Source organism: Achromobacter xylosoxidans A8, assembly GCF_000165835.1.
Classification (GTDB): Bacteria; Pseudomonadota; Gammaproteobacteria; order Burkholderiales; family Burkholderiaceae_B; genus Achromobacter; species Achromobacter xylosoxidans_B.
In genome coordinates, this window is record NC_014640.1 from 1001568 (window position 1) to 1023369 (window position 21802).

18 protein-coding genes are annotated in these 21802 nt (G+C 66.4%); 10 read left to right on the forward strand and 8 right to left on the reverse strand.

Going from position 1 to position 21802, the window contains the following annotated elements; translation table 11 throughout:
• Positions 1–267: 267 nt before the first annotated feature.
• The gene (locus AXYL_RS04645; protein WP_237709977.1) at positions 268–1005 is read right to left on the reverse strand and encodes an IclR family transcriptional regulator; all 738 of its coding nucleotides are present in this window, start codon (positions 1003–1005) and stop codon (positions 268–270) included.
• Positions 1006–1166: 161 nt separating this feature from the next.
• Between AXYL_RS04645 and AXYL_RS04650 the strand changes: the two genes are divergently transcribed.
• From AXYL_RS04650 to AXYL_RS04665, 4 genes are all read left to right on the forward strand, one after another.
• A complete protein-coding gene (locus AXYL_RS04650; RefSeq protein ID WP_013391669.1) occupies positions 1167–2414 on the forward strand; it encodes a CaiB/BaiF CoA transferase family protein in 1248 nt (415 codons plus the stop codon).
• Positions 2414–3646 (forward strand): CaiB/BaiF CoA transferase family protein, encoded by a 1233-nt coding sequence (locus AXYL_RS04655; protein WP_013391670.1) that lies wholly within the window; start codon positions 2414–2416, stop codon positions 3644–3646. Before AXYL_RS04650 ends, AXYL_RS04655 begins: the two co-directional genes overlap by 1 nt.
• A gap of 82 nt (positions 3647–3728) precedes the next feature.
• Positions 3729–4505 (forward strand): enoyl-CoA hydratase/isomerase family protein, encoded by a 777-nt coding sequence (locus AXYL_RS04660; protein WP_013391671.1) that lies wholly within the window; start codon positions 3729–3731, stop codon positions 4503–4505.
• A gap of 419 nt (positions 4506–4924) precedes the next feature.
• Entirely contained in the window at positions 4925–5755 is an 831-nt protein-coding gene (locus tag AXYL_RS04665) for a ThiF family adenylyltransferase (protein WP_013391672.1), read from the forward strand.
• 9 nt (positions 5756–5764) lie between these two features.
• Here the strand turns inward: AXYL_RS04665 and AXYL_RS04670 are convergent, their stop codons facing one another.
• Genes AXYL_RS04670 through AXYL_RS04680 form a run of 3 tightly spaced genes read right to left on the reverse strand, consistent with a single transcriptional unit; the run spans position 5765 to position 7829 of the window.
• Entirely contained in the window at positions 5765–6076 is a 312-nt protein-coding gene (locus AXYL_RS04670; RefSeq protein ID WP_013391673.1) for a non-heme iron oxygenase ferredoxin subunit, read from the reverse strand.
• A 17-nt stretch (positions 6077–6093) separates the two neighbouring features.
• Complete coding sequence (locus tag AXYL_RS04675) at positions 6094–6567, reverse strand: aromatic-ring-hydroxylating dioxygenase subunit beta (RefSeq protein WP_013391674.1); 474 nt, start codon at positions 6565–6567, stop codon at positions 6094–6096.
• A 2-nt stretch (positions 6568–6569) separates the two neighbouring features.
• Positions 6570–7829 carry an aromatic ring-hydroxylating dioxygenase subunit alpha gene (locus AXYL_RS04680; RefSeq protein ID WP_013391675.1) on the reverse strand — a complete coding sequence of 420 codons (1260 nt, stop codon included), beginning with the start codon at positions 7827–7829 and terminating at the stop codon, positions 6570–6572.
• 210 nt (positions 7830–8039) lie between these two features.
• On the opposite strand from AXYL_RS04680, the gene AXYL_RS04685 reads away from it, so the two are divergent.
• Complete coding sequence (locus AXYL_RS04685) at positions 8040–8942, forward strand: LysR family transcriptional regulator (RefSeq protein WP_013391676.1); 903 nt, start codon at positions 8040–8042, stop codon at positions 8940–8942.
• On the opposite strand, the gene AXYL_RS04690 is transcribed toward AXYL_RS04685, so the two are convergent.
• From AXYL_RS04690 to uvrA, 3 genes are all read right to left on the reverse strand, one after another.
• Positions 8939–9571: an aminotransferase class IV family protein gene (locus tag AXYL_RS04690; RefSeq protein ID WP_013391677.1), complete on the reverse strand. Its 633-nt coding sequence runs from the start codon at positions 9569–9571 to the stop codon at positions 8939–8941. The two genes, AXYL_RS04685 and AXYL_RS04690, sit on opposite strands and share 4 nt — an antisense overlap.
• An 89-nt stretch (positions 9572–9660) precedes the next feature.
• Entirely contained in the window at positions 9661–10797 is a 1137-nt protein-coding gene (locus AXYL_RS04695) for an aminodeoxychorismate synthase component I (RefSeq protein WP_013391678.1), read from the reverse strand.
• Between the two features lie 5 nt (positions 10798–10802).
• Positions 10803–16565, reverse strand: coding sequence for an excinuclease ABC subunit UvrA (gene uvrA / locus AXYL_RS04700; protein ID WP_013391679.1), 5763 nt, complete (start codon positions 16563–16565; stop codon positions 10803–10805).
• Positions 16566–16807: 242 nt separating this feature from the next.
• On the opposite strand from uvrA, the gene AXYL_RS04705 reads away from it, so the two are divergent.
• From AXYL_RS04705 to AXYL_RS35405, 4 genes are all read left to right on the forward strand, one after another.
• Positions 16808–17593: an IclR family transcriptional regulator gene (locus tag AXYL_RS04705; RefSeq protein ID WP_013391680.1), complete on the forward strand. Its 786-nt coding sequence runs from the start codon at positions 16808–16810 to the stop codon at positions 17591–17593.
• Between the two features lie 22 nt (positions 17594–17615).
• Positions 17616–18266 (forward strand): bifunctional 4-hydroxy-2-oxoglutarate aldolase/2-dehydro-3-deoxy-phosphogluconate aldolase, encoded by a 651-nt coding sequence (locus AXYL_RS04710; RefSeq protein WP_013391681.1) that lies wholly within the window; start codon positions 17616–17618, stop codon positions 18264–18266.
• The gene (locus AXYL_RS04715) at positions 18259–19191 is read left to right on the forward strand and encodes a sugar kinase (protein ID WP_013391682.1); all 933 of its coding nucleotides are present in this window, start codon (positions 18259–18261) and stop codon (positions 19189–19191) included. The genes AXYL_RS04710 and AXYL_RS04715 overlap by 8 nt, the downstream gene beginning before the upstream one ends.
• A 225-nt stretch (positions 19192–19416) precedes the next feature.
• Positions 19417–19545, forward strand: coding sequence for a hypothetical protein (locus tag AXYL_RS35405; RefSeq protein ID WP_006226408.1), 129 nt, complete (start codon positions 19417–19419; stop codon positions 19543–19545).
• A 122-nt stretch (positions 19546–19667) separates the two neighbouring features.
• Here the strand turns inward: AXYL_RS35405 and AXYL_RS04720 are convergent, their stop codons facing one another.
• Entirely contained in the window at positions 19668–20636 is a 969-nt protein-coding gene (locus AXYL_RS04720; RefSeq protein ID WP_013391683.1) for a LysR family transcriptional regulator, read from the reverse strand.
• Between the two features lie 223 nt (positions 20637–20859).
• Between AXYL_RS04720 and AXYL_RS04725 the strand changes: the two genes are divergently transcribed.
• Positions 20860–21795: a glycosyltransferase family 2 protein gene (locus AXYL_RS04725; RefSeq protein ID WP_013391684.1), complete on the forward strand. Its 936-nt coding sequence runs from the start codon at positions 20860–20862 to the stop codon at positions 21793–21795.
• The last annotated feature ends 7 nt before the right edge of the window (positions 21796–21802 follow it).

The following is a 21802-nucleotide window of genomic DNA, read 5'->3' on the forward strand; positions in this document are numbered from 1 at the left end:
GCGACTCCTACGGATTCCCTCGGGCTTATCGACGCCCCGCGCGCCCCAGGCCCCCGACGCGCCAGACTCCACTTTTGAAACTTGACGTCAACTGGGTCGGGCTGGTCTTCGTAGGGTTCTCGCCGACGGTGGGGATGGGCGGGGATCTTGCGGTGCCCGCCCCAGGCCGGCCGCCCGGGCGGCCTCTTGGGGCTTACGCGGTATCTTGCGGCGGGCGCTGCCGTTGCCGCTGCTAGTGATGTGGGCTCGTCTGGAGATTGGCGGCGACTAGCTGGCGCGGCCAGCTAGTTCGGCCTCGATCTGCGTGACTGCGTCGGTGAGGTAGCCGGCAACCAAAGTGCTGCGATTCTGGTCCAGGCGGGCTGCGATCGCCGTGACGCTGATCGCGCCGACCGGGGCGCCATCCGGTTGGCGTATCGGGACGGCCACCGTTCTGACGCCGGGGATCTCGAGCGCGTCCTTGATGACGTATCCGCGTGCGCGCGCTTCAGCCAGATCGCGCTGCAGTTCCTCGGGGCTGTAGCGCGGGAACCGTTCTTTACTGCGGGCGTCATTGATATCGCAGATTCTTTGCGCTTCGGACTCGGACAGGGCGGACAGGATCGCCAGGCTGCCGCCGCCCACCGTAAGCGGTCGGCGGCGGCCGACATCCAGGATCAGGGCCTTGATCGGAAAGCTTCCCTCGGCTCGATCCATGCAGACGCCGTCGAACTTGGAGCGCTCGATGAGAAAGACCGTATCGCCGGTCTGTTCCGCCAACACTCTCAAGTACGGATGGCATACGTCTCGAACGGCCATTCGCGGCGCGGCGGCAAGGCCCATTTCGTACATGGCGGCGCCAAGAAAATAGCGCTTGCTGGCGGCGTCCTGCCGCAGCATTCCTTCACTGAGCAAGCCTTGCAGGATGCGATGGACAGTGGGCTTCTCGATCTCACTCATTCTGTGCAGGTCGGTCAGTCGCAATCCCGTCCGGTTGTGCGTCGTGATCAGGCGCAGCAGCGCCATGGCGCGCCGAAGGGCCTGCGTGCCTGTGGCCGACTCGCGATCAGAAGGGGGCGGTTTTGGCATTTTCAATATATGGACCAAATTCCAAAGGCCAAGCATACCCAATCCACGAGGTACTGCGTAGAGTCTGCTCGTCCGCTCGTTAATGATGAGTCCAATATATGGAAAATAGAATTTCTAGGCAGACGGCCTTGCAAGGGCTGCGCGTCCTGGACTTCTGCACGCATGCGACGCAGTACTGCGGGAAGCTGTTAGCCCAACTCGGAGCAGAAGTGATCCTCGTCGAGCCTCCGGCCGGGTCTGCAACCAGGCGCAACGGGCCGTTCATCGGCGATGAGCCTCACACGGAACGCAGCTTGTCGTACGCGTACCTCAACCAGGGCAAGAAGAGCGTCTGCCTGGACCTCTCCCGGCCAGAAGGCCGTGATCTGGCGCTGCGGCTGGCCCAGACTGCCGACATCATGATTGAGGACCAGGGCGTAGGCGTGCTGGAGCGCTTCGATCTGGGCTATGCAGACCTCTGCGCGGTACGCCCCAGCCTGGTTCTGACCCGCATCAGCCCTTACGGCCTGACAGGGCCGTATGCCGCGTATGCCGGCGATGACCTCTCCACCTTGGCTATGGGCGGATTGCTGTATCTGGGCGGCTATCCCGATACGGAACCGCTAGCCGCATACGGGCAGCAAGCCTACCTGGCGGCGGCGCAATTCGCTGCGGTGGGTTCCTTGATCGCACTGTGGGAATGCGAAACCCATAGTGGCAGCGGACAGTTGGTCGACGTGTCGATACAAGAGTGCGTATCGATGGCCTTGGAGAATGCGGCACAGTTCGTCGACCTTGAAGAGACCGTGCGGCGCCGGAATGGCGGCCAGCAACGCCAGGCGGGCACCGGCGTATTTTCGTGCCGCGACGGCATGGTCTACCTGATGGCGGGCGGAATCGCCGCCAATCGTTTTTGGGCCGCCACGGCCAAATGGCTCATGGATGCCGGCGCTCCCGGCGCTGCCTCGCTGCTGGAGCCCCAGTGGCAGGATCCCGAGTTTCTTGCGAGTGACGGCGCCAAGGAAAAATTCGAGCAAATCTTCCTGCCGTACGCCGCCACCAGAACAAAGGCGGAACTGTACGCGGACGGGCAGCAGAGACGAATTCCCATTTGCCCGGTCAGCACCAGCGCGGACCTCTTGGTCAATCCGCAACTCCGGCATCGGCATTTCTTCCAGATGACGGCACACCCGTACACGGGCGCGTCCTTCGCCGTGCCTGGCGCTCCCTATCGCCTGACTGAAACGCCGTGGCAGCTGGGCGCTCCAGCTCCCCGCCTCGGAGAACACACGGCATCGATCTTGAGTGAACTTGGAATTGAATTCATGGACCAGGAAATCTTGCTGCTTTCGGGGGTCACTGCGTGATGAGCGATAGCAAATCAGCGGGGCCGCTGAGCGGCATCACCATCATCGATTTCACCTGGATAGGCGCGGGCTCCTTCACCACCAAGCTGTTTGCGGATTTCGGCGCCGATGTCATCAAGATCGAGAGCGCCGATCGCCTGGACTCGTTGCGGCAAGCCAAACCATTCAAGGACGGCCTGCCGGGCGTGAATCGCAGCGGCTACTTCGCCGACCGCAACTCCAGCAAGCGCAGCATCACCTTGAACCTCAAGTCTCCAGAGGCCTTGTCGGTGGTGCTGGAGCTGATCAAGGGCGCCGATGTCGTCGCCAACAACTTCACCCCTGGCGCCATGGACCGTTTGGGCCTGGGATACTCCGCGGTACGCGACTGCAACCCATCCATCATTTACCTGGCAATGTCGATGCAGGGCGATGAAGGGCCGCAGGCCAGCTACCTGGGTTACGGCCTGACCATGGGGGCGCTAACCGGCCTGCAGCACTTGTGCGGCCTGCCCGGCCGTCCGCCCGCGGGAACCGGCACCAACTTTCCCGACCATATTCCCAACCCCACACACGCCGCCGTCGCCGTGCTATCGGCATTGCGCCATCGCCGCCGCACAGGCCAGGGACAGTACATCGACCTCGCGCAGATCGAACCCACGATCGCGCTTCTTGGCACCGCGGTCGCCGAATACTCCGCCAATGGCCGGGTCGCGGCTGCACGCGGCAATCTGCACGAGCCGTTTTCTCCGCACGGAGTCTATCCATGCGCGGGAAAAGATCGCTGGATCGCCTTGTCCGCCAAGAACGATCGCCAGTGGCATGGACTACAGACCGCGCTGGGCAACCCCGTCGCGCTGCAAAACGCCGACTACGGGACGCCTGGCCTGCGCCTGCGCCATCGTTCCCAACTGGACCAGGACATCGCCCGCCTGACCAGAGGCGAGGCCGGCCACGCCCTGATGGAACGAGCGCAGGCGCAAGGGGTACATGCCGGACTGGTCCAAGACGCGGCGGACGTTCTACGCAACGACCCCCAACTCGCGCATCGCGGCCATTGGCGCTGGCTGGATCATCTTGAGATGGGCGTGTCCGTCTACAGCGCGCCGCCCATGAAGCTTTCCCGGACGCCTGGTGATGCGAGGTCTCCAGCGCCTTTGCTGGGACAGCACACAGACCAGGTCTTGAAAGAGCGGCTCAGGCTGAGCGACGCCAGGATTGCCGAATTGCGCGGCATCGGAGCGCTGCGATGAATCCGGCACGGAAGGCGCCGGCCTACGCCGCGAATTGCATTGGAAAGCGGCTGCCGTCCAGGCCAGGAACAGAGGATGCATCATGACAGTACATACCCATGTGGACGACGGCGTCGCAACCATCACGCTTGATCGCCCGGAGGCGATGAACGCCATAGACCCCGAGACGCGGGCAGAGCTCCGCACGGCATTGGCAGACATCTCCAACGATGACACGATCCGTGTGGTGATCTTGACCGGGGCTGGCGACAAGGCTTTCAGCACGGGCTCCGATCTGAAGAAGACCATGCCCCCAAAAGAAAGCTTCGCGGAGCTGACTTTCGGCCGCAATCAATCCGACTCCATCATTGCCGCCATGAAAATCGCACAGCCGATCATCTGCGCCATCAACGGCCATGCGATTGGAGGAGGGCTGGAGCTCGCGCTCGCTTGCGACATCCGCATCGCTTCAAGAGACGCCAGCTTCGGATTGTCCGAAGTCCGCATCGGCAGCATACCCAGCGGCGGCGGAACGCAGCGTCTGCCACGGGCCATCGGATTATCCAGCGCAATGCTCCTGCTACTTACCGGTGACCGCATCGACGCCGACGAAGCGCTGAGAATAGGACTGGTCAGTCGTATCGCCCCGGCCGAGGACCTTCTGCCCATGGCTCAGGCCATAGCCCGCCGTATTGCATCGAACGCGCCGCTCGCCGTTCGAGCCGTCAAGCGATTGGTCCGGGAAGGCATGGAAATGCCGCTCGATGGCGCGATCGAACTTGAACGCTACGCCTTCGGCGTGCTGCGGGACACGCAAGACCGCATCGAGGGGCGACGCGCATTTCAAGAGAAGCGGGCGCCGCAATATCGCGGACGCTAAGCCATCACTTGGCCCCATCTGCTTCGAATGCCAGGCCCGCCCGTAGCACCCCCCCACATCTCCAAAGACACCCGCACAACACCCATATGCCAAAGCAGGCCGCCCGCGCGGCCGTCTTTGGCGTCCCTGCAAGATCTTTTTCTCTCCCCAACCGGGGAGAAGAATGCCAAGAACACCGCCCGCCCCAGCGGCCGGCAAGATTCAAAAGCGGAGCCTGGCGCGGCGGCGCCCTGGGTGGCGCGGGGCGTCGATAAGCCCGAGGGAATCTGAAGGAAAGGCCGCAGGCCTTGACGAAGATGACGACGGGGCAGTCCGGAGCGAAGGCTCCGGACCGCAATCGTTGCCCCGCGCCACCCAGGGCGCCGCCGTGCCAGGCGTCTTAAGAACCCGACCGTCCGCCTGCAATAAAATACGTCCCCATGAACACCCCAGAATCCCAAGCCGACCTCGACCGCCGCTTCGGCAGCCTTTCCCGCCTGTACGGCCCCGAAGCCCCGACCCGCCTGCGTAACGCCCACGTGGCAATAGCAGGCCTGGGCGGCGTAGGTTCCTGGACCGTCGAAGCCCTGGCGCGCTGCGGGGTAGGTGCGCTGACGCTCATCGACCTGGACCATATCGCCGAATCCAACGTCAACCGCCAGATCCACGCGCTGACCGAGACGCTCGGCCAGTCCAAGGTCGATGCCATGGCCGAGCGCGTGCTGGCGATCAATCCGGAATGCCGGCTGACGCGGGTGGATGACTTTGTTTCGCCCGAGAACGTCGCCGAGGTCCTGCCCGGCCCGTACTCCGTCATCATCGACTGCACCGACCAGGCCGTGGCCAAGATCGCGATGATCCTGCATGCGCGCGAAATCGGCGTGCCCATGCTGTTATGCGGCGGCGCCGGCGGCAAGACCGATCCGCTAGCCCTGCGCGCCGGCGACCTGTCCGCCGCGGTCAACGACGCCCTGCTGTCCAAGCTGCGCAACAAACTGCGCCGCGAACATGGTTTTCCGCGGGCCTCCGACCAGAATGGCAAAGCCTTGAAGCGCGTGCCGAAGATGGGCATCCACGCCCTGTGGTTCGACCAGCCCGCCATCCTGCCCGACGCCTGGACCCGCCCCACCGAAGGCGAGGACGACATGGGCGCCTCGGGCCAGGCCCTGGCGCCGCAAGGCCTGTCCTGCGCCGGTTATGGCTCGGTCGTGACCGTCACGGCCGCCATGGGCATGGCGGCAGCCAACGAAGCCCTGCGCCTGGCCGTCTGAACCGCTGCCCTACAACGCCACGAACACCACGCCGTCCTCGATCCTGACCGGATAAGTGGCAATGTTCTCGCGCAGCGGCGAACAGAGCGCGCGTCCATCGCGCACGTCGAAGCGTCCCTGATGCAGCGGGCATTCGATTTCATGGCCCATCAGGAAGCCATCGCACAGCCGCGCATTGCCGTGCGTACAGAGGTTGGCGGTGGCGTAGACCTCGCCGTCCACGCCATACAGCGCGATTTCGCGGCCGCCGGCCTGCACGGCGATGACGTCTTCCTCAGGCACTTCATCCCGCGCGATGGCCTTGATCCATTGCGTGCTCATAGCTGTCATGTCCTTGGTCAGATGGGATAGATAAGCGAATTCGGCACCAGCTCGCTGTCGAAGATGCACAACCGCGATTCGAACTTGAGCCCGTCCGGGCCGCGCCGAACCACGTCCAGGTAACGGCCCACGTTGAACACCGTGGTCAGCTGGCTGGGCTTGGTGCGGAACACGGCGTAGTTGGCCTCGGACTCGATCCGGTCGCCCTGCACCGACAGCACGCGCGGCGCGCCGACCACGTGGCGCTGGTAGTAGGGATCGTGGAAAATGGTGTCGGTGGCGCCGTAGATGCGGTCCTTCAGCATGCCGCGGCTTTCGAACGCCATGGTTGCCAGCGGATAGCCGCGCTCGTGGTTCTCGCGCGGCAGCACCTTGTACACGCAGTCCTCCAGGAAGAACTCGGGCCACTTCTCCCATTCCTCCGCGTCCAGCGCGGCGGCGTAGTCGTTGTACAGGCAGGTCAGTTGGTAGTAGAGGGAAAAGTCCAGCATCGTCAGGCCTCCATGACCCGCCGCCAATACGCGTACATGCCGCGGATCAGCGTTTCCGTGACCATGTGGTCGGTGTTCTCGGCGGTCTTGCCGCCCAGTTCCGCCACGCTGCGGTGCCAGGGCTTTTGTTCAAAGCCCGATTGCGAGAATTCGATGACCTCGCCATCGTCCGCCGACACGAAGCCCGCCGGGCCGAACAGATTGGCCTGGCGCAGGCGGCGGCGCGTCATCTCGGGCGCGTCCTCGGCGAAGCCGAAATGCGTCCAGACGAAGTCGAAGGCGTCGTGGCCCACCGGCTGGATGTGGCGCGTGGACAGCGAGTTCACCTGCTGTTGGATGATGACGCTGGGAAACAGCGTCATCAGCACGGCGGTGGGGCCGTTCCACCAGGGTTCCGGCACGATGTCCAGGAAGCGGTCGTCGTTCAGCGACATCTGTTCCTTGAAGCTGGACACGCCGCTGGTCACGCTGCCCTTGCCGCCCTGGCCGCGCGTCGAGATCATGGCGGCGTGGCGCAAGTGCTGGTCCATCTTCAACTCGGAGCGGTTGTCCGCCCGCCACAGGCCGAAGGTGACGAACCAGGTGTGCAGCAGGCCAGGATGATAAGGATCCTTGATGTTCTCCTGCATCAGCTTCCAGTTGCCCGGGATGCGCTGGCGGCTGTAGCCATGGATCACCAGTTCGCGGCCATCGAAGACGCGGTCGAAGTAATGCAGGATGTCCGGACCCAGATAGTCCTCCAGCGGCTCCACGTCGTGGTCGAACGAGGCGAACACCACGCCGTTGCGGCAGGCCACGGCCAGCTTGGTCAGGCCGTGCTCTTCCGGCTTGAAGTCGGGCGGCATGCCGCCATTGACCTTGCCGTCCTGCTTGACGCCGCGGCGGAACGGCACGCCGATCAGGTTGCCCTGCAGGTCGTAGTTCCACTGGTGGTACGGACAGACGAATTCGCTGCGGTTGCCGGAACGCTCGCGGCAGAACTGCACGCCGCGGTGGGCGCACACGTTCTCCACCACGCGCACCTGGCCGTCGTTGTCGCGCAGCAGGATGACCGAGCGTTCGCCCACGGCCGTGCGCTTGAAATCGCCCGGGTTGGGGATCTCGGCTTCCAGGCCCACATAGCTCCAGTGCGCGCGATAGAAGAACCGCTCCATTTCCCGCTGGTGCAGGGCGGCGTCGGTGTAGACGCCGAAGGGGATGCGGTGGGATCCGTCGGTTTGCCAGCGCGGGGCGAATTCGATCGGTTGCTCGGGGGCATTCATGATCCGCTCCGGCGACAGGGCGCGGCGGCGGGCAGCGTACAGGCACGCATGGCAGTCTCCTTGGTTCGGCGGACCGCGGGGGCGGTCCGGCAGAGCCGGCGCGGCATGGGCGCTGGCGTTTGTTGCATCATCGGGCAGGCTGTGAAATAAATAAATAGAATCTGCATGATGAGATAAATCACCAGAATCAATATTGGTGGAGACAAGCCGATGAACCTGCAAGACGTGGACCTGAACCTGCTGGTGGTCTTCAATGAACTATGGAAGCACGGCCGGGTGTCCGCCGTGGCCGAGAGCCTGGGCATCTCGCAACCCGGCGTCAGCAATGCGCTGGGCCGGCTGCGCAAGCTGCTGGGCGACGAGTTGTTCCTGCGGACCTCGCGCGGCATGGTGCCCACGCCCTATGCGCAGGACCTGGCGCAGCCCATCGCCGCCGCGTTGGAAGCGCTGCACAGCACCCTGAACGCCCGCGCTGCGTTCGACCCGGCGCACAGCGGACGCGCCTTTGTGATCGGCGTGAACGACGTGGGCGAAAGCTACTTCCTGCCGCGGTTGATGCGCGCGCTGGACCGCGCCGCGCCGAATGTCACGGTGCGCACCGTGCGCACCACCTCGATCGACGTAAAGGACGAAATGGAGCGCGGCCGCATCGACTTGGCCATGGGCTTCCTGCCCGACCTGAATAGCGGCTTCTTCCAGCGCCTGCTGTTCCGCCAGCCCTATGTGTGCATCTTTCGTCGCGATCATCCCCTGGCGCGCACCGGCGTATCGGCCCGCCAGTTCCGTGCGGCCGAGCACGTGGCCATCGCATCGGAAGGCACGGGTCACGGCGTGGTGGATCAGGTGATAGGGCAGGCCGGCATCCGCCGGCGCCTGCGCCTGACGGTGCCGCACTTCATCGCGGTGGGGCCGGTGCTGGCCGCCACCGACATGATCGCCGTGGTGCCGCAGCGTTTTGCCGACTGCGCCTGCGGCCCGTTCGGCCTGGCGACCGCGCCCTGTCCGGTGAAGATCCCGGAGTCGGTCATCAATGTGTTCTGGCACGCCCGCAACCACCGCGAGCCGGCCAACCAGTGGCTGCGGCAGGTGGTGGTCGACGAGTTCGCGGACTAAGCCTCGCGCAGCGTGACGGGAAGCCAGCCGCGCAGCGCGTTGGAGAGGCGGATTTCCTCGGCGGCGTGCAGGTCGGCCAGGGTCAGCACGCGTTCCTCCACCTGGCCCGTTTCCAGCAGTTCGGCGCGCTGCACGCCCGGCAGGCAGCCGCTGTCCACGGGCGGCGTGTACCAGTCGCCGTCCAGGCGCAGATAGACGTTGCTGCGGCTGCCTTCGCAGAGTTCACCGCGTTCGTTCAGATACAGCAGGTCGAAGATGTGAGGATGCGAGGGCAGCCATTCGATGGTCTTGGTGTACCAGGGGCGGTAGGTGGTCTTGTAGCGCAGCAGCGGCTCGGAAGAGCGCAGCGCTTCGGGCGCCAGCATGGCTTCCTGCACGGCCGGCAGGGGTGGCAGCGGCGCGGTCTGGATGTTGCGGCTGCCGTCGCGCGCCACCAGCAGGCGCAGCCGGTACGGCCCGGGGGTGGACAGGCCCAGCGCGGTGATCATGATGTCGGCCTCGACGGCCCGGCCGCCCCAGCCATAGCCCAGGGCCTTGCAGGAGGTTTCCAGGCGCTTGAGGTGGCGCGCCAGCAGCGGCACGCGGCGTTCGGCATCGACCAGGATGGTCTCGATCAGTTCGGGTTGCATGGGAGTCTCCTGGTGTGTAGATGCCGCGGGCGCGCTCTATCCTACTACCGATGTCCGCGCCGGTGGCGCGGGCGCCAGGGCAGGCGGCTTCAGGTCCGCAGGATTCGGGCTTTCCAATGGCATTCCTGCCATTCTTCGGCCGGGTCGGAATCGTGCACGATTCCGCCGCCCACGCTGTAGATCCCATGTCCGGCCTGGTCCAGCACCAAGGTGCGGATCGCGACGTTCAGCGAGAAGTCGCCGTCGGGCGCCAGCCAGCCGATGCTGCCGCAATACAGGCCGCGCGGCGCCGTCTCCATCTGGCGGATGCGGCGCATGGCCGCCACCTTGGGGGCGCCGGTGATGGAGCCGCAGGGAAACAGCGCGCGCAGCACGTCTGCAAGCGTAGCCCGCGGCGCCAGCGCCGATACTGTGGAGGTCATGGTCCAGACCGTGGGGTAGCGCTCCAGCGAGAATAGGGCGTCGACCCGCACCGAGCCCGGCTCGGCCAGCCGGCCCAGGTCGTTGCGCAGCAGGTCCACGATCATCAGGTTTTCGGCGCGGTTCTTTTCGCTGGCGAGCAGCGCCTGGCCCAGCCGTTCGTCCTCGGCCGGATCGGCGTGGCGCGGGGCCGTGCCTTTCATCGGCCGCGTGGTCAGGCGCGGGCCGTCGCGGCGCACGAACAGTTCGGGCGAAAACGACAGTACCGTGCGCTCGCCATCTTCGATGTAGGCGCCGTGCGCCACCGGGTTGCGGGCCGCGATGCGCCGGTACAGCATGGCTGCGTCGCCCTGGAACTGCAGGTCCAGCGGCTGGGTGTAGTTCACCTGATACAGCTCGCCGTCGCCGATCAGGCCGCGGATGGCGTCGATCTGGCGCACGTAGTCGGCCTCGGTCATGCGCGGCGCGGGCAGGCTGAGGGCGGCGGGCGCACTGCCGGATTGCGGCGCGTCCCAGGGCGCTTCGTCCTGCTTGCGTTCGAACACCAGCGCCGTCAGGCGTGGATTGCCGTCATCGCGCGGCGGCGTCCAGGGGCCGGCGGGCGGCGCCATGGCGGCCTCGGGCAGCAGCCATTCGCCCAGTTCGTAATCCAGCAAGAGGGCGATCCAGCGGCCCTGCCGCCGCTGCGCCTCGATGGCGGCCAGGGCGGGGGCGACCTCGGCGGCGCAGCGCGCCTCGATCCGCGAGCACAAGCCCTCGAACCGCAGCGCGCGGCCGGCCAGCCGGTCTTCAAAACGACATTGCATGCTTCTTACTGCTGTTGATGTGCCAGGAATTCCTTCAGGACCCGTCCGGTATGGGAGTGGTCGCTCAGGGTCATGACGTGTTCGGGCGAGCCTTCGCCCACCAGCTTGCCGCCGCCCGTGCCGCCTTCGGGGCCCAGGTCCAGCAGCCAGTCGGCCTCGGCGATCACGTCCAGGTTGTGCTCGATCACCACCACGGTATTGCCGGCTTCCACCAGGCGGTGCAGCACGTGGATCAGCTTCTCCACGTCGGCCATCGACAGGCCCACGGTGGGCTCGTCCAGCACGTAGAGCGTGTGCGGGATGCGCGAGGCGCGGCCGGTCTTGATCAGGCCGTCGGTCAGGCGGGCCTTGGACAGCTCGGTCACCAGCTTGATGCGCTGCGCTTCGCCGCCCGACAGCGTGGGCGAGGGCTGTCCCAGCGTCAGGTAGCCCAGGCCCACGTCCTGCATCAGCTGCAGCGGGCGGTGGATCTTGGGATGCGCCGCGAAGTAGCCGATGGCGTCGTCCACTTCCATGGACAGCAGCTCGCCGGCATTCTTGCCGCGCATCTGTGTGCTGAGCGTGTCGTGGTTGAAGCGCGCGCCGTTGCAGGCGTCGCAAGGCACCTTCACGTCCGGCAGGAAGTTCATCTCGATGGTGCGCATGCCCTGGCCTTCGCAGATCGGGCAGCGGCCGTCGCCGGTGTTGAACGAGAAGCGCGCCGCCGTCCAGCCGCGCATGCGCGCTTCACGGGTGTCGGCGAACTGCTTGCGCACGTCGTCCCAGAAGCCCACGTAGGTGGCCGGGCAGGAGCGTGGCGTCTTGCCGATGGGCGTCTGGTCCACTTCCAGCACACGGTCGATGGCTTCCCAGCCCTTGATGCTGTCGCAGCCCGCCCAGCCCGGCGACTTGCCTTGCGAGACGGCCTGCATCAAGTTGTCCAGCAGCACTTCGCGCGCCAGCGTGGACTTGCCCGAGCCCGACACGCCGGTCACCACGCTCAGGCGGCCCACTGGAATCTTCGCGTCCACGCTGCGCAGATTGTGCAGGCGGGCGCCCTTGATCTCGATCATGGGCGTGTCGGCCTCGACCGGCCGGCGGCCTTGCAGCGGATGCTGCAAGGGTTTGGCCAGATAGCGGCCGGTGACCGATTCGGGCGCGTCGATCAGATCCTGCGCGCTGCCCTGGGCCACTACGCGGCCGCCGCGGATGCCCGCACCCGGGCCGATGTCGATGATGTGCGAGGCGCGGCGGATGGTGTCGTCGTCGTGTTCCACCACCACCAGCGTATTGCCGTTGCCTTCCAGGCGCGCCAGCGCGTCCAGCAGGATGCGGTTGTCGCGCGGGTGCAGGCCGATGGTGGGCTCGTCCAGCACGTAGCAGACGCCCTGCAGATTGGAGCCCAGCTGCGCGGCCAGGCGGATGCGCTGAGCCTCGCCGCCGGACAGCGTGGGCGCGGCCCGGTCCAGCGCCAGGTAGTTCAGCCCCACTTCTTGCATGAAGTTCAGGCGTCCGCGGATTTCCGTGAGGATGTCGCGGGCGATCTCGCCTTCGCGGCCGCGCGCGACCAACCCCGTGAAGAAGGTATGCGCGTCCGACACCGGCAGCGAGGCCAGTTCGGCGATGGACTTGTCGCGCCAGCGCACGGCGCGGGCCACCCGGTTCAGGCGCTCTCCGTCGCATTGCGTGCAGGCTTTGGCCTCGCCTTCGTACCAGGCGTTCCAGGCGGTTTCCTCGCCGGTCTGCTCTTCGTCGAAGCCTTGCAGTTGCAGGCCCGTGCCGAAGCAGCCGGTGCACCAGCCATGCTTGGAGTTGTACGAGAACAGGCGCGGATCCGGCTCGGGGAAGCTGGTGCCGCAGGACGGGCAGGCGCGCTTGACCGAGAAGTGTTGCTGCTGCAGGTCGCTGTCCAGCGCCTCGTGCAGCTTGTTCACCGGCCAGACCACCGACATGACGCCTTGGCCGTTCTCAAGTGCGCTCTTGACCGCGGCGCGCAGCTCGGCCTCATTGGCGGGGTCCACCACCACGTCTGCTACCGGCAGTTCGATGGTGTGTTCCTTGTAGCGGTCCAGGCGCGGCCAGGGGGTAACGGGAATGAACTCGCCGTCCACGCGCAAGTGCGAGTGGCCCTTGGATCCGGCCCATTTGGCCAGGTCCGTGTAGTAGCCCTTGCGGGCCGTGACCAGCGGCGCCAGCAGGCCGATGTGCACGCCCCTGTGCTCGCGCAGCAGGCGCGCCACGATCTGGTCCGTGTTCTGCGGTTCCACCGCCACGTTGCAGTCGGGGCAGTACTGCGTGCCCAGCTTGACGTACAGCAGGCGCAGGAAGTGATGGATTTCGGTCATCGTGGCCACGGTGGACTTGCGTCCGCCGCGGCTGGTGCGCTGTTCGATGGCGACCGTGGGCGGGATGCCGAAGATGGCGTCCACGTCCGGCTTGCCGGCCGGCTGCACGATGGCGCGGGCATAGGCGTTGAGCGATTCCAGATAGCGGCGCTGCCCTTCGTTGAACAGGATGTCGAAGGCCAGCGTGGACTTGCCGGAACCGGACACGCCGGTGATGACGGTGAACTTGTCGCGCGGAATCTCCACGCTGACGTTCTTCAGGTTGTGCTCGCGGGCGTTGCGGATCTCGATCGCCATATTGGCTTGGCGGCGTTCGCGCATGAGGGACTGCAGCGGGCGGCCCACGTCCGCGGCGTAGGCTTCGCCCGGCTCGGCGATGCGGGCCGTCAGCCCGGCCTGTTCGACCTCCTGCGCATCGGCGTCGCTGCTCACGACCACGTCGGCCGGCAGGATGCTGACCTCGTAGTCGCGCAGGGCGGCGCCGGTGTGCGACTTGGGGTTGTCCATCAGGTCCTGCGGCGTGCCGGTGCCGATGACCAGGCCGCCGGCGTCGCCGCCTTCGGGGCCCAGGTCGATCAGCCAGTCGGCCGCGCGGATCACGTCCAGGTTGTGCTCGATTACCAGCAAGGTGTGGCCGGCGGCCAGCAGCTTGCGGAAGGCGCGCATCAGCCGCGCCACGTCGTCGAAGTGCAGGCCGGTGGTGGGTTCGTCGAACAGGAACAGGCTGCCCTTCTTGGCGACCTTGGCGGTCGAGATGCCGCTGCGCGCCGCTTCGGCCAGGTGGCCGGCCAGCTTCAGGCGCTGCGCCTCGCCGCCAGACAGGGTGGGCACGGGCTGGCCCAGCCGCACGTATTCCAGGCCCACGTCGGCCAGCGGCGCAAGACCGGTCTGCACGTCGCGCAGGCCCTTGAAGAAGTCCAGCGCCTCGCTGACGGTCATCTCCAGCACTTCGTCGATCGACGCGCTCTTGCCCAGGTGTTCGACGCGCACCTCCAGCACTTCGGGGCGGAAGCGCTTGCCGTCGCAGTCCGGGCAGCGCAGGTACACGTCGGACAGGAACTGCATCTCCACGTGCTCGAAGCCGGTGCCGCCGCAAGTGGGGCAGCGGCCGTCGCCGCCGTTGAAGCTGAAGGTGCCTGCGGTGTAGGCGCGCTCGCGTGCCAGCGGGGCTTGGGCGAACAGCTTGCGGATCGCGTCGAACGCGCCCACGTAGCTGGCGGGGTTGGAGCGGGCCGTCTTGCCGATGGGGGTCTGGTCCACCATGACCACGTCGGCGATCTGCTCCGCGCCCAGCAGGCGGTCGAAGGCGCCGGGCGCTTCCGAGGGCTTGCCTTTCTGCTTCAGCAGGGCGGGGTAGAGCACGTCCTGCACCAGCGTGGACTTGCCCGAACCGGACACGCCGGTCACGCACACCAGGCGGCCCAGCGGCAGTTCGACCGAGACGTTCTTCAGGTTGTGCGCGCTGACGCCTTCCAGCAGCAGGCGCGGCGTGTTCGCCGCCACCGGCATGGGCCGCGGCGCTTCCACGCGCTGGCGGCCGCCCAGGTAGTCGCCTGTCAGCGTGCGCGCCGCGCGCAGCTGGGCCGGCGTGCCGTCGAAGACGATCTGGCCGCCGCGTTCGCCGGGGCCGGGTCCGATGTCGATGATGCGGTCCGCGGCCACCATGACCTGCGGATCGTGCTCGACCACCACCAGCGTGTTGCCGGCGTTGCGCAGGCGGTGCATGACTTCGACGACGCGGTGCATGTCGCGCGGGTGCAGGCCGATGGACGGCTCGTCCAGCACGAACAGCGTGTTCACCAGCGAGGTGCCCAGCGCCGTGGTCAGGTTGATGCGCTGCACTTCGCCGCCCGACAGCGTGCGGCTCTGGCGGTCCAGCGTCAGATAGCCCAGGCCCACGTCGCACAGGAACTTGAGCCGCGCGCGCACTTCGGTCATGAGCAGGTCGGTGGCGGCGTCCAGCGCGCCCGAGAACGACAGCGTGTCGAAGAAGATCCGCACGCGTTCGATGGGCAGCAGCATCACGTCATGGATGGACAGGCCGCCCAGGCCTTCGAGCTGCTCGCGGCTCCAGTTGGCGCCCACGGGCATGAAACGCTTGTAGCGGCCGTCTGCCGGCGGCAGCACGGTGTCGGCTTCTTCCTTGGTGCCCAGGCGCCAGAGCAGCGCATCGGGCTTGAGCCGCGCGCCGTTGCAGGTGGGGCAGGGCGTGTAGCTGCGGTACTTCGACAGCAGCACGCGCACGTGCATCTTGTAGGCCTTGGTTTCCAGCCAGTCGAAAAAGCGCTGCACGCCGTACCACTGGTGCTTCCAGGCGTCGTTGCCGCCCTTCCAGTCGGGCGTGCCGTAGAGCACCCAGCGCTTGTGCTCCTCGCTCATGCTCTTCCATGGCACGCCTAGCGGGATGCCGGCCTTGGGCGCGTACTTTTGCAGTTCGTCCTGGCATTCCTTGTACGACGGCGTGGTCCAGGGCTTGATGGCGCCTTCCAGCAGGGTCTTGTTTTCATCCGGGATGACCAGGCCGAAGTCGATGCCGATCACGCGGCCGAAGCCGCGGCAGGCTTCGCACGCGCCCAGGGGCGAGTTGAACGAGAAGCTGCTGGGCAGGGGATCGGTGTATTCGATGTCGCAATCGGCGCAATGCAGGCGGTCGCTGTACTTCCAGATGTGGGCGTTGCCGCCTTCGGCGTCCATCACATAGACCGCGAGGTGGCCGGCGCCCATGCGCAGCGCGGTGTCCAGCGCTTCCATCACGCGTTCGCGCTCGGTGCCGGCGAAGCGGAAGCGGTCCTGGATCACGTGCAGGATGCGGCGCGATTCGGTGCTGCCCTTCGCGGCCTTGGACTTCTTGGCGCCCTTGGCCGGGGCGGCCGCGCGCGGCGCCGCGGTTTCCTCGGCGTGCACGCGGGTGTAGCCCTGTTGCTCCAGGAAGCCGCGCACCTCTTCTTCGGTGAAGTTGGAGGGGACGGCGATGGGGAATGTCACCACCAGCCGCGGGTCGCCCGCGGCGGCGGCGCGCTCGGCCAGCGAGTGGTAGACGGAATCCGGCGTGTCGCGCCGCACCACCTTGCCGCAGCCGCGGCAATACAGCTTGGCGCCGCGCGCGAACAGCAGCTTCAGATGGTCGTTCAGTTCCGTCATCGTGCCGACCGTGCTGCGCGAACTGCGCACCGGGTTGGTCTGGTCGATGGCGATGGCGGGCAGGATGCCCTCGATGCGGTCCACCTGCGGCTTGTCCATGCGGTCCAGGAACTGGCGCGCATAGGGCGAAAAGGTTTCCACATAACGCCGCTGGCCCTCGGCGTACAGAGTGTCAAAGGCCAGCGAACTTTTGCCGGACCCCGACACGCCGGTCACGACGACCAGTTCGCCGGTGGCGATGGTCAGGTCCAGGTTCTTGAGATTGTTCTGGCGGGCGCCAACGATGCGAATTTGGGAGCTCATGGACGGTATCGTAGCCTGAGGGGAGAGGCCTGCCCGAGCGACAACCCATCGCTGGTTCCGAGCGCGGCGATATGGAATAATTGACTATATTGTGAGTCATGTGTCCAACATATGGACAGCCTTGGTGCTCACTAGCTGTACAAATAAACAGTATCGCAGATTCGTCTGACATTCGCGCTGTTCGGCTTGCACATTCTGCTGATTCATTGCTAAAGGCTTGCCGCCCTTAGTTGGAGACATACTTGCTGGAAACCAAGGTCCCGGGCGCCGCGGCGTTCGCCAAGTTCATGACGGTGCTGCAGGCGGTGGCGGATGCGCCCCAACCGCCCACGGCCGCGTCGCTGGCGCGCAGCTGCGGCTATCCCCGGCCCACGGTTTACCGCATCGTCGCCGCCCTGGCCGAGCAGGGCATGGTGGCCGAAACTGGCGGCGCCTACCGCCTGGGGCCGCGCCTGATGTCGCTGGCCAGCCGGGCCTGGTCGCAGTTCGACCTGCGCGCGGCGCTGGCGCCCGACCTGCAGGCGCTGCGCGACGAAACCGGCGAAACCGTGCACCTGGCCGTGCCTGCCGGGCTGGAAATGACCTATATCGACAAGCTGGAAAGCCCCGGCCCGGTGCGTATGGCCTCGCGCGTCGGGGCCTCCGTGGCGCTGCACTCCAGCGCCGTCGGCAAGGCCTACCTGGCGGCGCTGGACGCCGCCGCGCGCGAGCGCCTGCTGCACGATCTGCCCCTGACCGCCCGCATGCCCGGCACCGTGACCAGCCTGCCCGAACTCCGCGCCCTGCTGGACCTGGCCGCCACGCGCGGCTACGCCACCGACGACGAGGAAAACGAGCCCGGCATCGTCTGCTATGGCGTGGCCTTGTGCGACGCGGCCGGGCGGCCCGTCGCCGGCGTCAGCGTCAGCACCTTGTTGTTCCGGCGGCGCGACGACCCGCAAGCCGCCTATATCGAACCCTTGCTGCGGCTGCGCGATGCCGCCGCGGCCAAACTCGCCGTCCTGCCGGTATCGCCCGGCGGCGCCTGACCGTCTGCCTCCAAGGAATGCCATGACCGCAACCGCAGCCCCTCTCGCCTCCAAGCTCTCCACCCTGTTGGCCGCCCGGGTCGTCCCCGTGCTGCGCTACACGGACGCCGCCACCGCCGCCTATGCGGCCGAAGTCGCCGTGGCCGCCGGCTGCACCACGCTGGAGCTGACCTGGACCATCCCCGGCGTCACCGATCTGCTGCGGGCGCTGCGCGACAAGCACGGCAGCGCGCTGCTGTTGGGCGTGGGCACGGTGCTGGACGAGCAGCAGGCGCGCGAGGCCCTGGTCGCGGGCGCGGACTTCCTGGTGTCGCCGGCGCTGGCCACCGACATCGTCGACCTGGCGCACGCGGCCGACGCGCTCTGCCTGCTGGGCGCCTTCACGCCCACCGAAGTGCTGGCGGCGCGCCGCGCCGGCGTGGACGTGGTGAAGATCTTCCCCGCGGATACGGGCGGCCCCAAGCACCTGGCGGCGCTGAAGTCCGTCTACCCGGACACCATCTTCTGCCCCACGGGCGGCGTCACCCAGGACAACATGGGCGCGTACTTCGCCGCCGGCGCCGCCATCGTCGGCATCGGCAGCAACCTCTATGACAAGGCGGCCTTCGCCGCCCGCGACACCGCCGCGCTGGTGGCGCAGATCGGCCGTACCCGGGAGGCCGCCCATGGCTGATTTCGATATCGTCGCGCTGGGCGAGCCGCTGGTCGAACTGAACCAGACACACCAGGACCAGCGGCAATACCTGCAGGGCTTCGGCGGCGACACCTCCAACGCCGTGATCGCCGCGGCGCGGCAGGGCGCAAGCTGCGCCTATCTGACGCGTGTCGGCAACGACGCCTTCGGCCAGCAGTTCCTGGACTTGTGGCGGGCCGAGGGCGTGGACACCTCGGGCGTGCAGGTGGACGAGCAGGCGCATACCGGCCTGTATTTCGTGCAGCACGGCCCGGACGGCCATGCCTTCAGTTATTTGCGCCGCGGTTCGGCTGCGAGCCTGATGACGCCGGCCAGCCTGGACTCGGGCCTGATCGAACGCGCCCGCTACCTGCACGTGTCGGGCATCAGCCTGGCGATCAGCACCAGCGCCTGCGACACTGTCTTCGCCGCCATCGAGCGCGCGCATGCGGCCGGGGTCCAGGTCAGCCTGGATTCGAACCTGCGGCTGCGCTTGTGGCCGGTGGACCGCGCCCGCGCCGTGCTGCGCGAGACCATGCGCACGGCCGACCTGTTCCTGCCCAGCATGGACGACATGCAGCACCTGACCGGCAACGACGACCCGGAACGCACGCTGGACTGGATCCGTGACGCCGGCGCCACTGGCGTGGTGGTGCTGAAGCTGGGCAAGGACGGGTCCATCATCGACGACGGCCGCCAGCGTATCCCGGTGGCGGCCTTGCGCGTGGAAGCGGTGGACGCGACCGGTGCGGGCGACTGCTTTGCGGGCAGCCTGCTGGCGCGCCGCTGCCAGGGCGATTCCTGGGAGGATGCGGTGCGTTATGCCAACGCGGCTGCGGCCCTGTCCACCCTGGGATACGGCGCGGTGGATCCGCTGCCGCGCAAGGAGCAGGTCCTGGAACGGCTGAAGAGCATTTCGGGCTGACCAGGATGCGGTCTGGGCAGGGCTGCTGCTTGCCCAGGGCGGTAGGGGGGAGATGCGCCCCTTATTTCATCGCGCGGGGCGGAAGCGTGGCGGAAACGCTGCATTTTCGCGCCATTGGCGCGGCCCGCGCATTTCAGGCTAAAATGCCAAGTTACCCGAATTTTCCGCCAGCCCAGTATCCGGTTGTGCGGGCTTCACTACCGCAAATTCAACAGGAGAATCAACATGGCTGAACGCAAACGCGTGCGTCGCAACACCCTGGAACGTCGTTGCCTGGGCAAGGCTTTCAAGCGCTTGTTCGTCAAGTCGCCCAAGGGTGTGTTCAAGATGCTGGAAAAGATCAAGCGCGTCTAATCGACGTGTCCGGCCGGGGCCAGCCCCGGCCCGATCGAAAAAACCCGCCGGTGCGCCGCGCGGGTTTTTTTTCGTCTTGCTCCCGGTTCTGGCCCGGGGCTTGCCGCAAGCGCCGATCCTGCTTATTTCTTGTCCTGCGGCGGACCGAGCTTGGGCCGGATGAAATCCATGAAGGCCCGGGTCTTGGCAGGCTGGATGCTGGAAGGGTAGACCACGAAGATCGAGATTGGATCCACCGACCAGCCCGGCAGCACCCGCTTGAGCGAATTGCGCTCGATGATGGGTTCCAGCGCCAGGCAGTGCGGCATGCGCGTAATGGCCAGGTCCAGGCCGGCCAGCGTGCCCGCGATGCTCATATTGTTGGCCGCCAGATGGCCGCTGACCGGCACGCGTTCGCTGACCGCGCCGCGCCGCAGAGTCCAGTGCGAATGCGCCTCGTCGATGGTGGTGCGCAGGCATTGGTGCTGGGTCAGATCGGCCGGGGTCTTGGGTTCGCCATGGCGTTCCAGGTAGCGGTCAGAGGCATACAGGAAGTTGTCCAGGGAGACCAGTTCCTGCACCACCGCCCCGCCATGCAGGCCGCGGTTGCCGTTGAGGTCGGCCGCGCCAGCCGTCGCCAGCGGATAGTCGGCGTTGCTGCCGAAGCGCAGCACGATGTCGAACGGCGTGCCCTGCGCGTCGGAGGCCGTCATCATGCTCAGATCGAACTCGCACTCCACTTCGGGATAGCGATCCGTGAAGTCATTGATGGTTTCCGGCAACAGCCAGATCGCCAGGCTGTAAGGCATGGATACCCGCAGGTTGCCGGACGGACCGCCGGACAGCGATTGCAGTTGCTCATGCGCCAGGCGGGCCTCGTCGATCAGGCCCTGGCAGCGCCGCATATAGGCGGCGCCGGCTTCCGTGAGATCCAGGCGGCGCGTGTTGCGGTTGATCAGACGCAAGCCGATGGCGCGTTCCAACTCATTGATCCGACGCGACAAAGTCGAGGTCGGCATATTCAGCGCGCGCGCAGCCAGACTGAAGCTTTTACGCTTGGCAACCTCGACGAACAAGGCGATGTCATTGAGCTGGACGGTCGACGCTTCCATGGGCATTCCGGTTTTGGCCGCCCGAGTGTACGCCACTACGGAACGCGTTCCCAAGATTGGCGCGGCTCCCGATGTTGTACGAATCTCGGTTTTGTCAGATTTGATTGCAAATTTGAGCGTCTCGGGGCCGGTTCGCGCGGGCATATCCCCTAAACTTCAGGCGAAAACACCAAAACCAAGACCGCAGCGCTTGCATGACGCATCGCAAAGGGGCTCAGTGGGCATGACCGACACACCAACTTTTTTCACTGTTTTAACGCCCACCTACAACCGGGCGGGCACGCTCCATCGGGTATATGAATCCCTTTCCCGGCAGACGTTCCGGGATTTCGAATGGGTGGTGGTGGACGACGGTTCCACCGACAATACCCACGAGTCCATCCTGGAGTGGCAGGCGCGCGCCGATTTTCCGATCCGTTATTTCTGGCAGAACAACCGCCACAAGAAAACCGCCTTCAACCGCGGCGTGCGCGAGGCGCACGGCGAACTCATCGTCGGCCTGGACAGCGACGACGAAATGCCGCCCGACGCCCTGGCCACGTTCAAGGCGGCCTGGGACAGCATTCCGCCGGCACGGCGCGAATCCTACGTGGCCGTGACCGGCCTGTGCGCGCGTCCTGACGGCAGCATCGTCGGCGACCGCTACCCGCAGGACGTGTTCGACAGCACGGCCGTGGACGTCTATTTCCGCTATCGCATCAAGGGCGAGAAGTTCGGCTGTATGCGCACCGACATTCTCAGGAAATATCCCTTCCCCGAGGATGTCGCCGGCTTCGTGCCCGAAAGCCTGGTGTGGTGGGCAATCGCGCGAGCGGGTTATCTCAGCCGCTTCATCAACCGCGTGGTGCGTACCTACCACGACACGCCTGGCGGCCTGAGCCAGGGCGCGGTCTCGGTGGGCAACAATGCCCAGGGCCTGTACCTGCTGGCCTGGGACATGCTGCAGCACCATCTGGAATTCTTCCGCTACCGGCCGCGCGAGTTCATCATGGCCGCAGCGCGCTATACCCGCTTCCGGCTGCATCTGAAGCACTCCGGGGTGGCGACGGCGGTGCAGGCCTACAAGCTGACCAACCCTGCGGCGAAGTTCATGGTGGCGGCCATGTGGCCGCTGGGTTACGCCCTGTACCGTCGCGACCGGCGCCGCGGCGTCGCCTAGGGGCCGC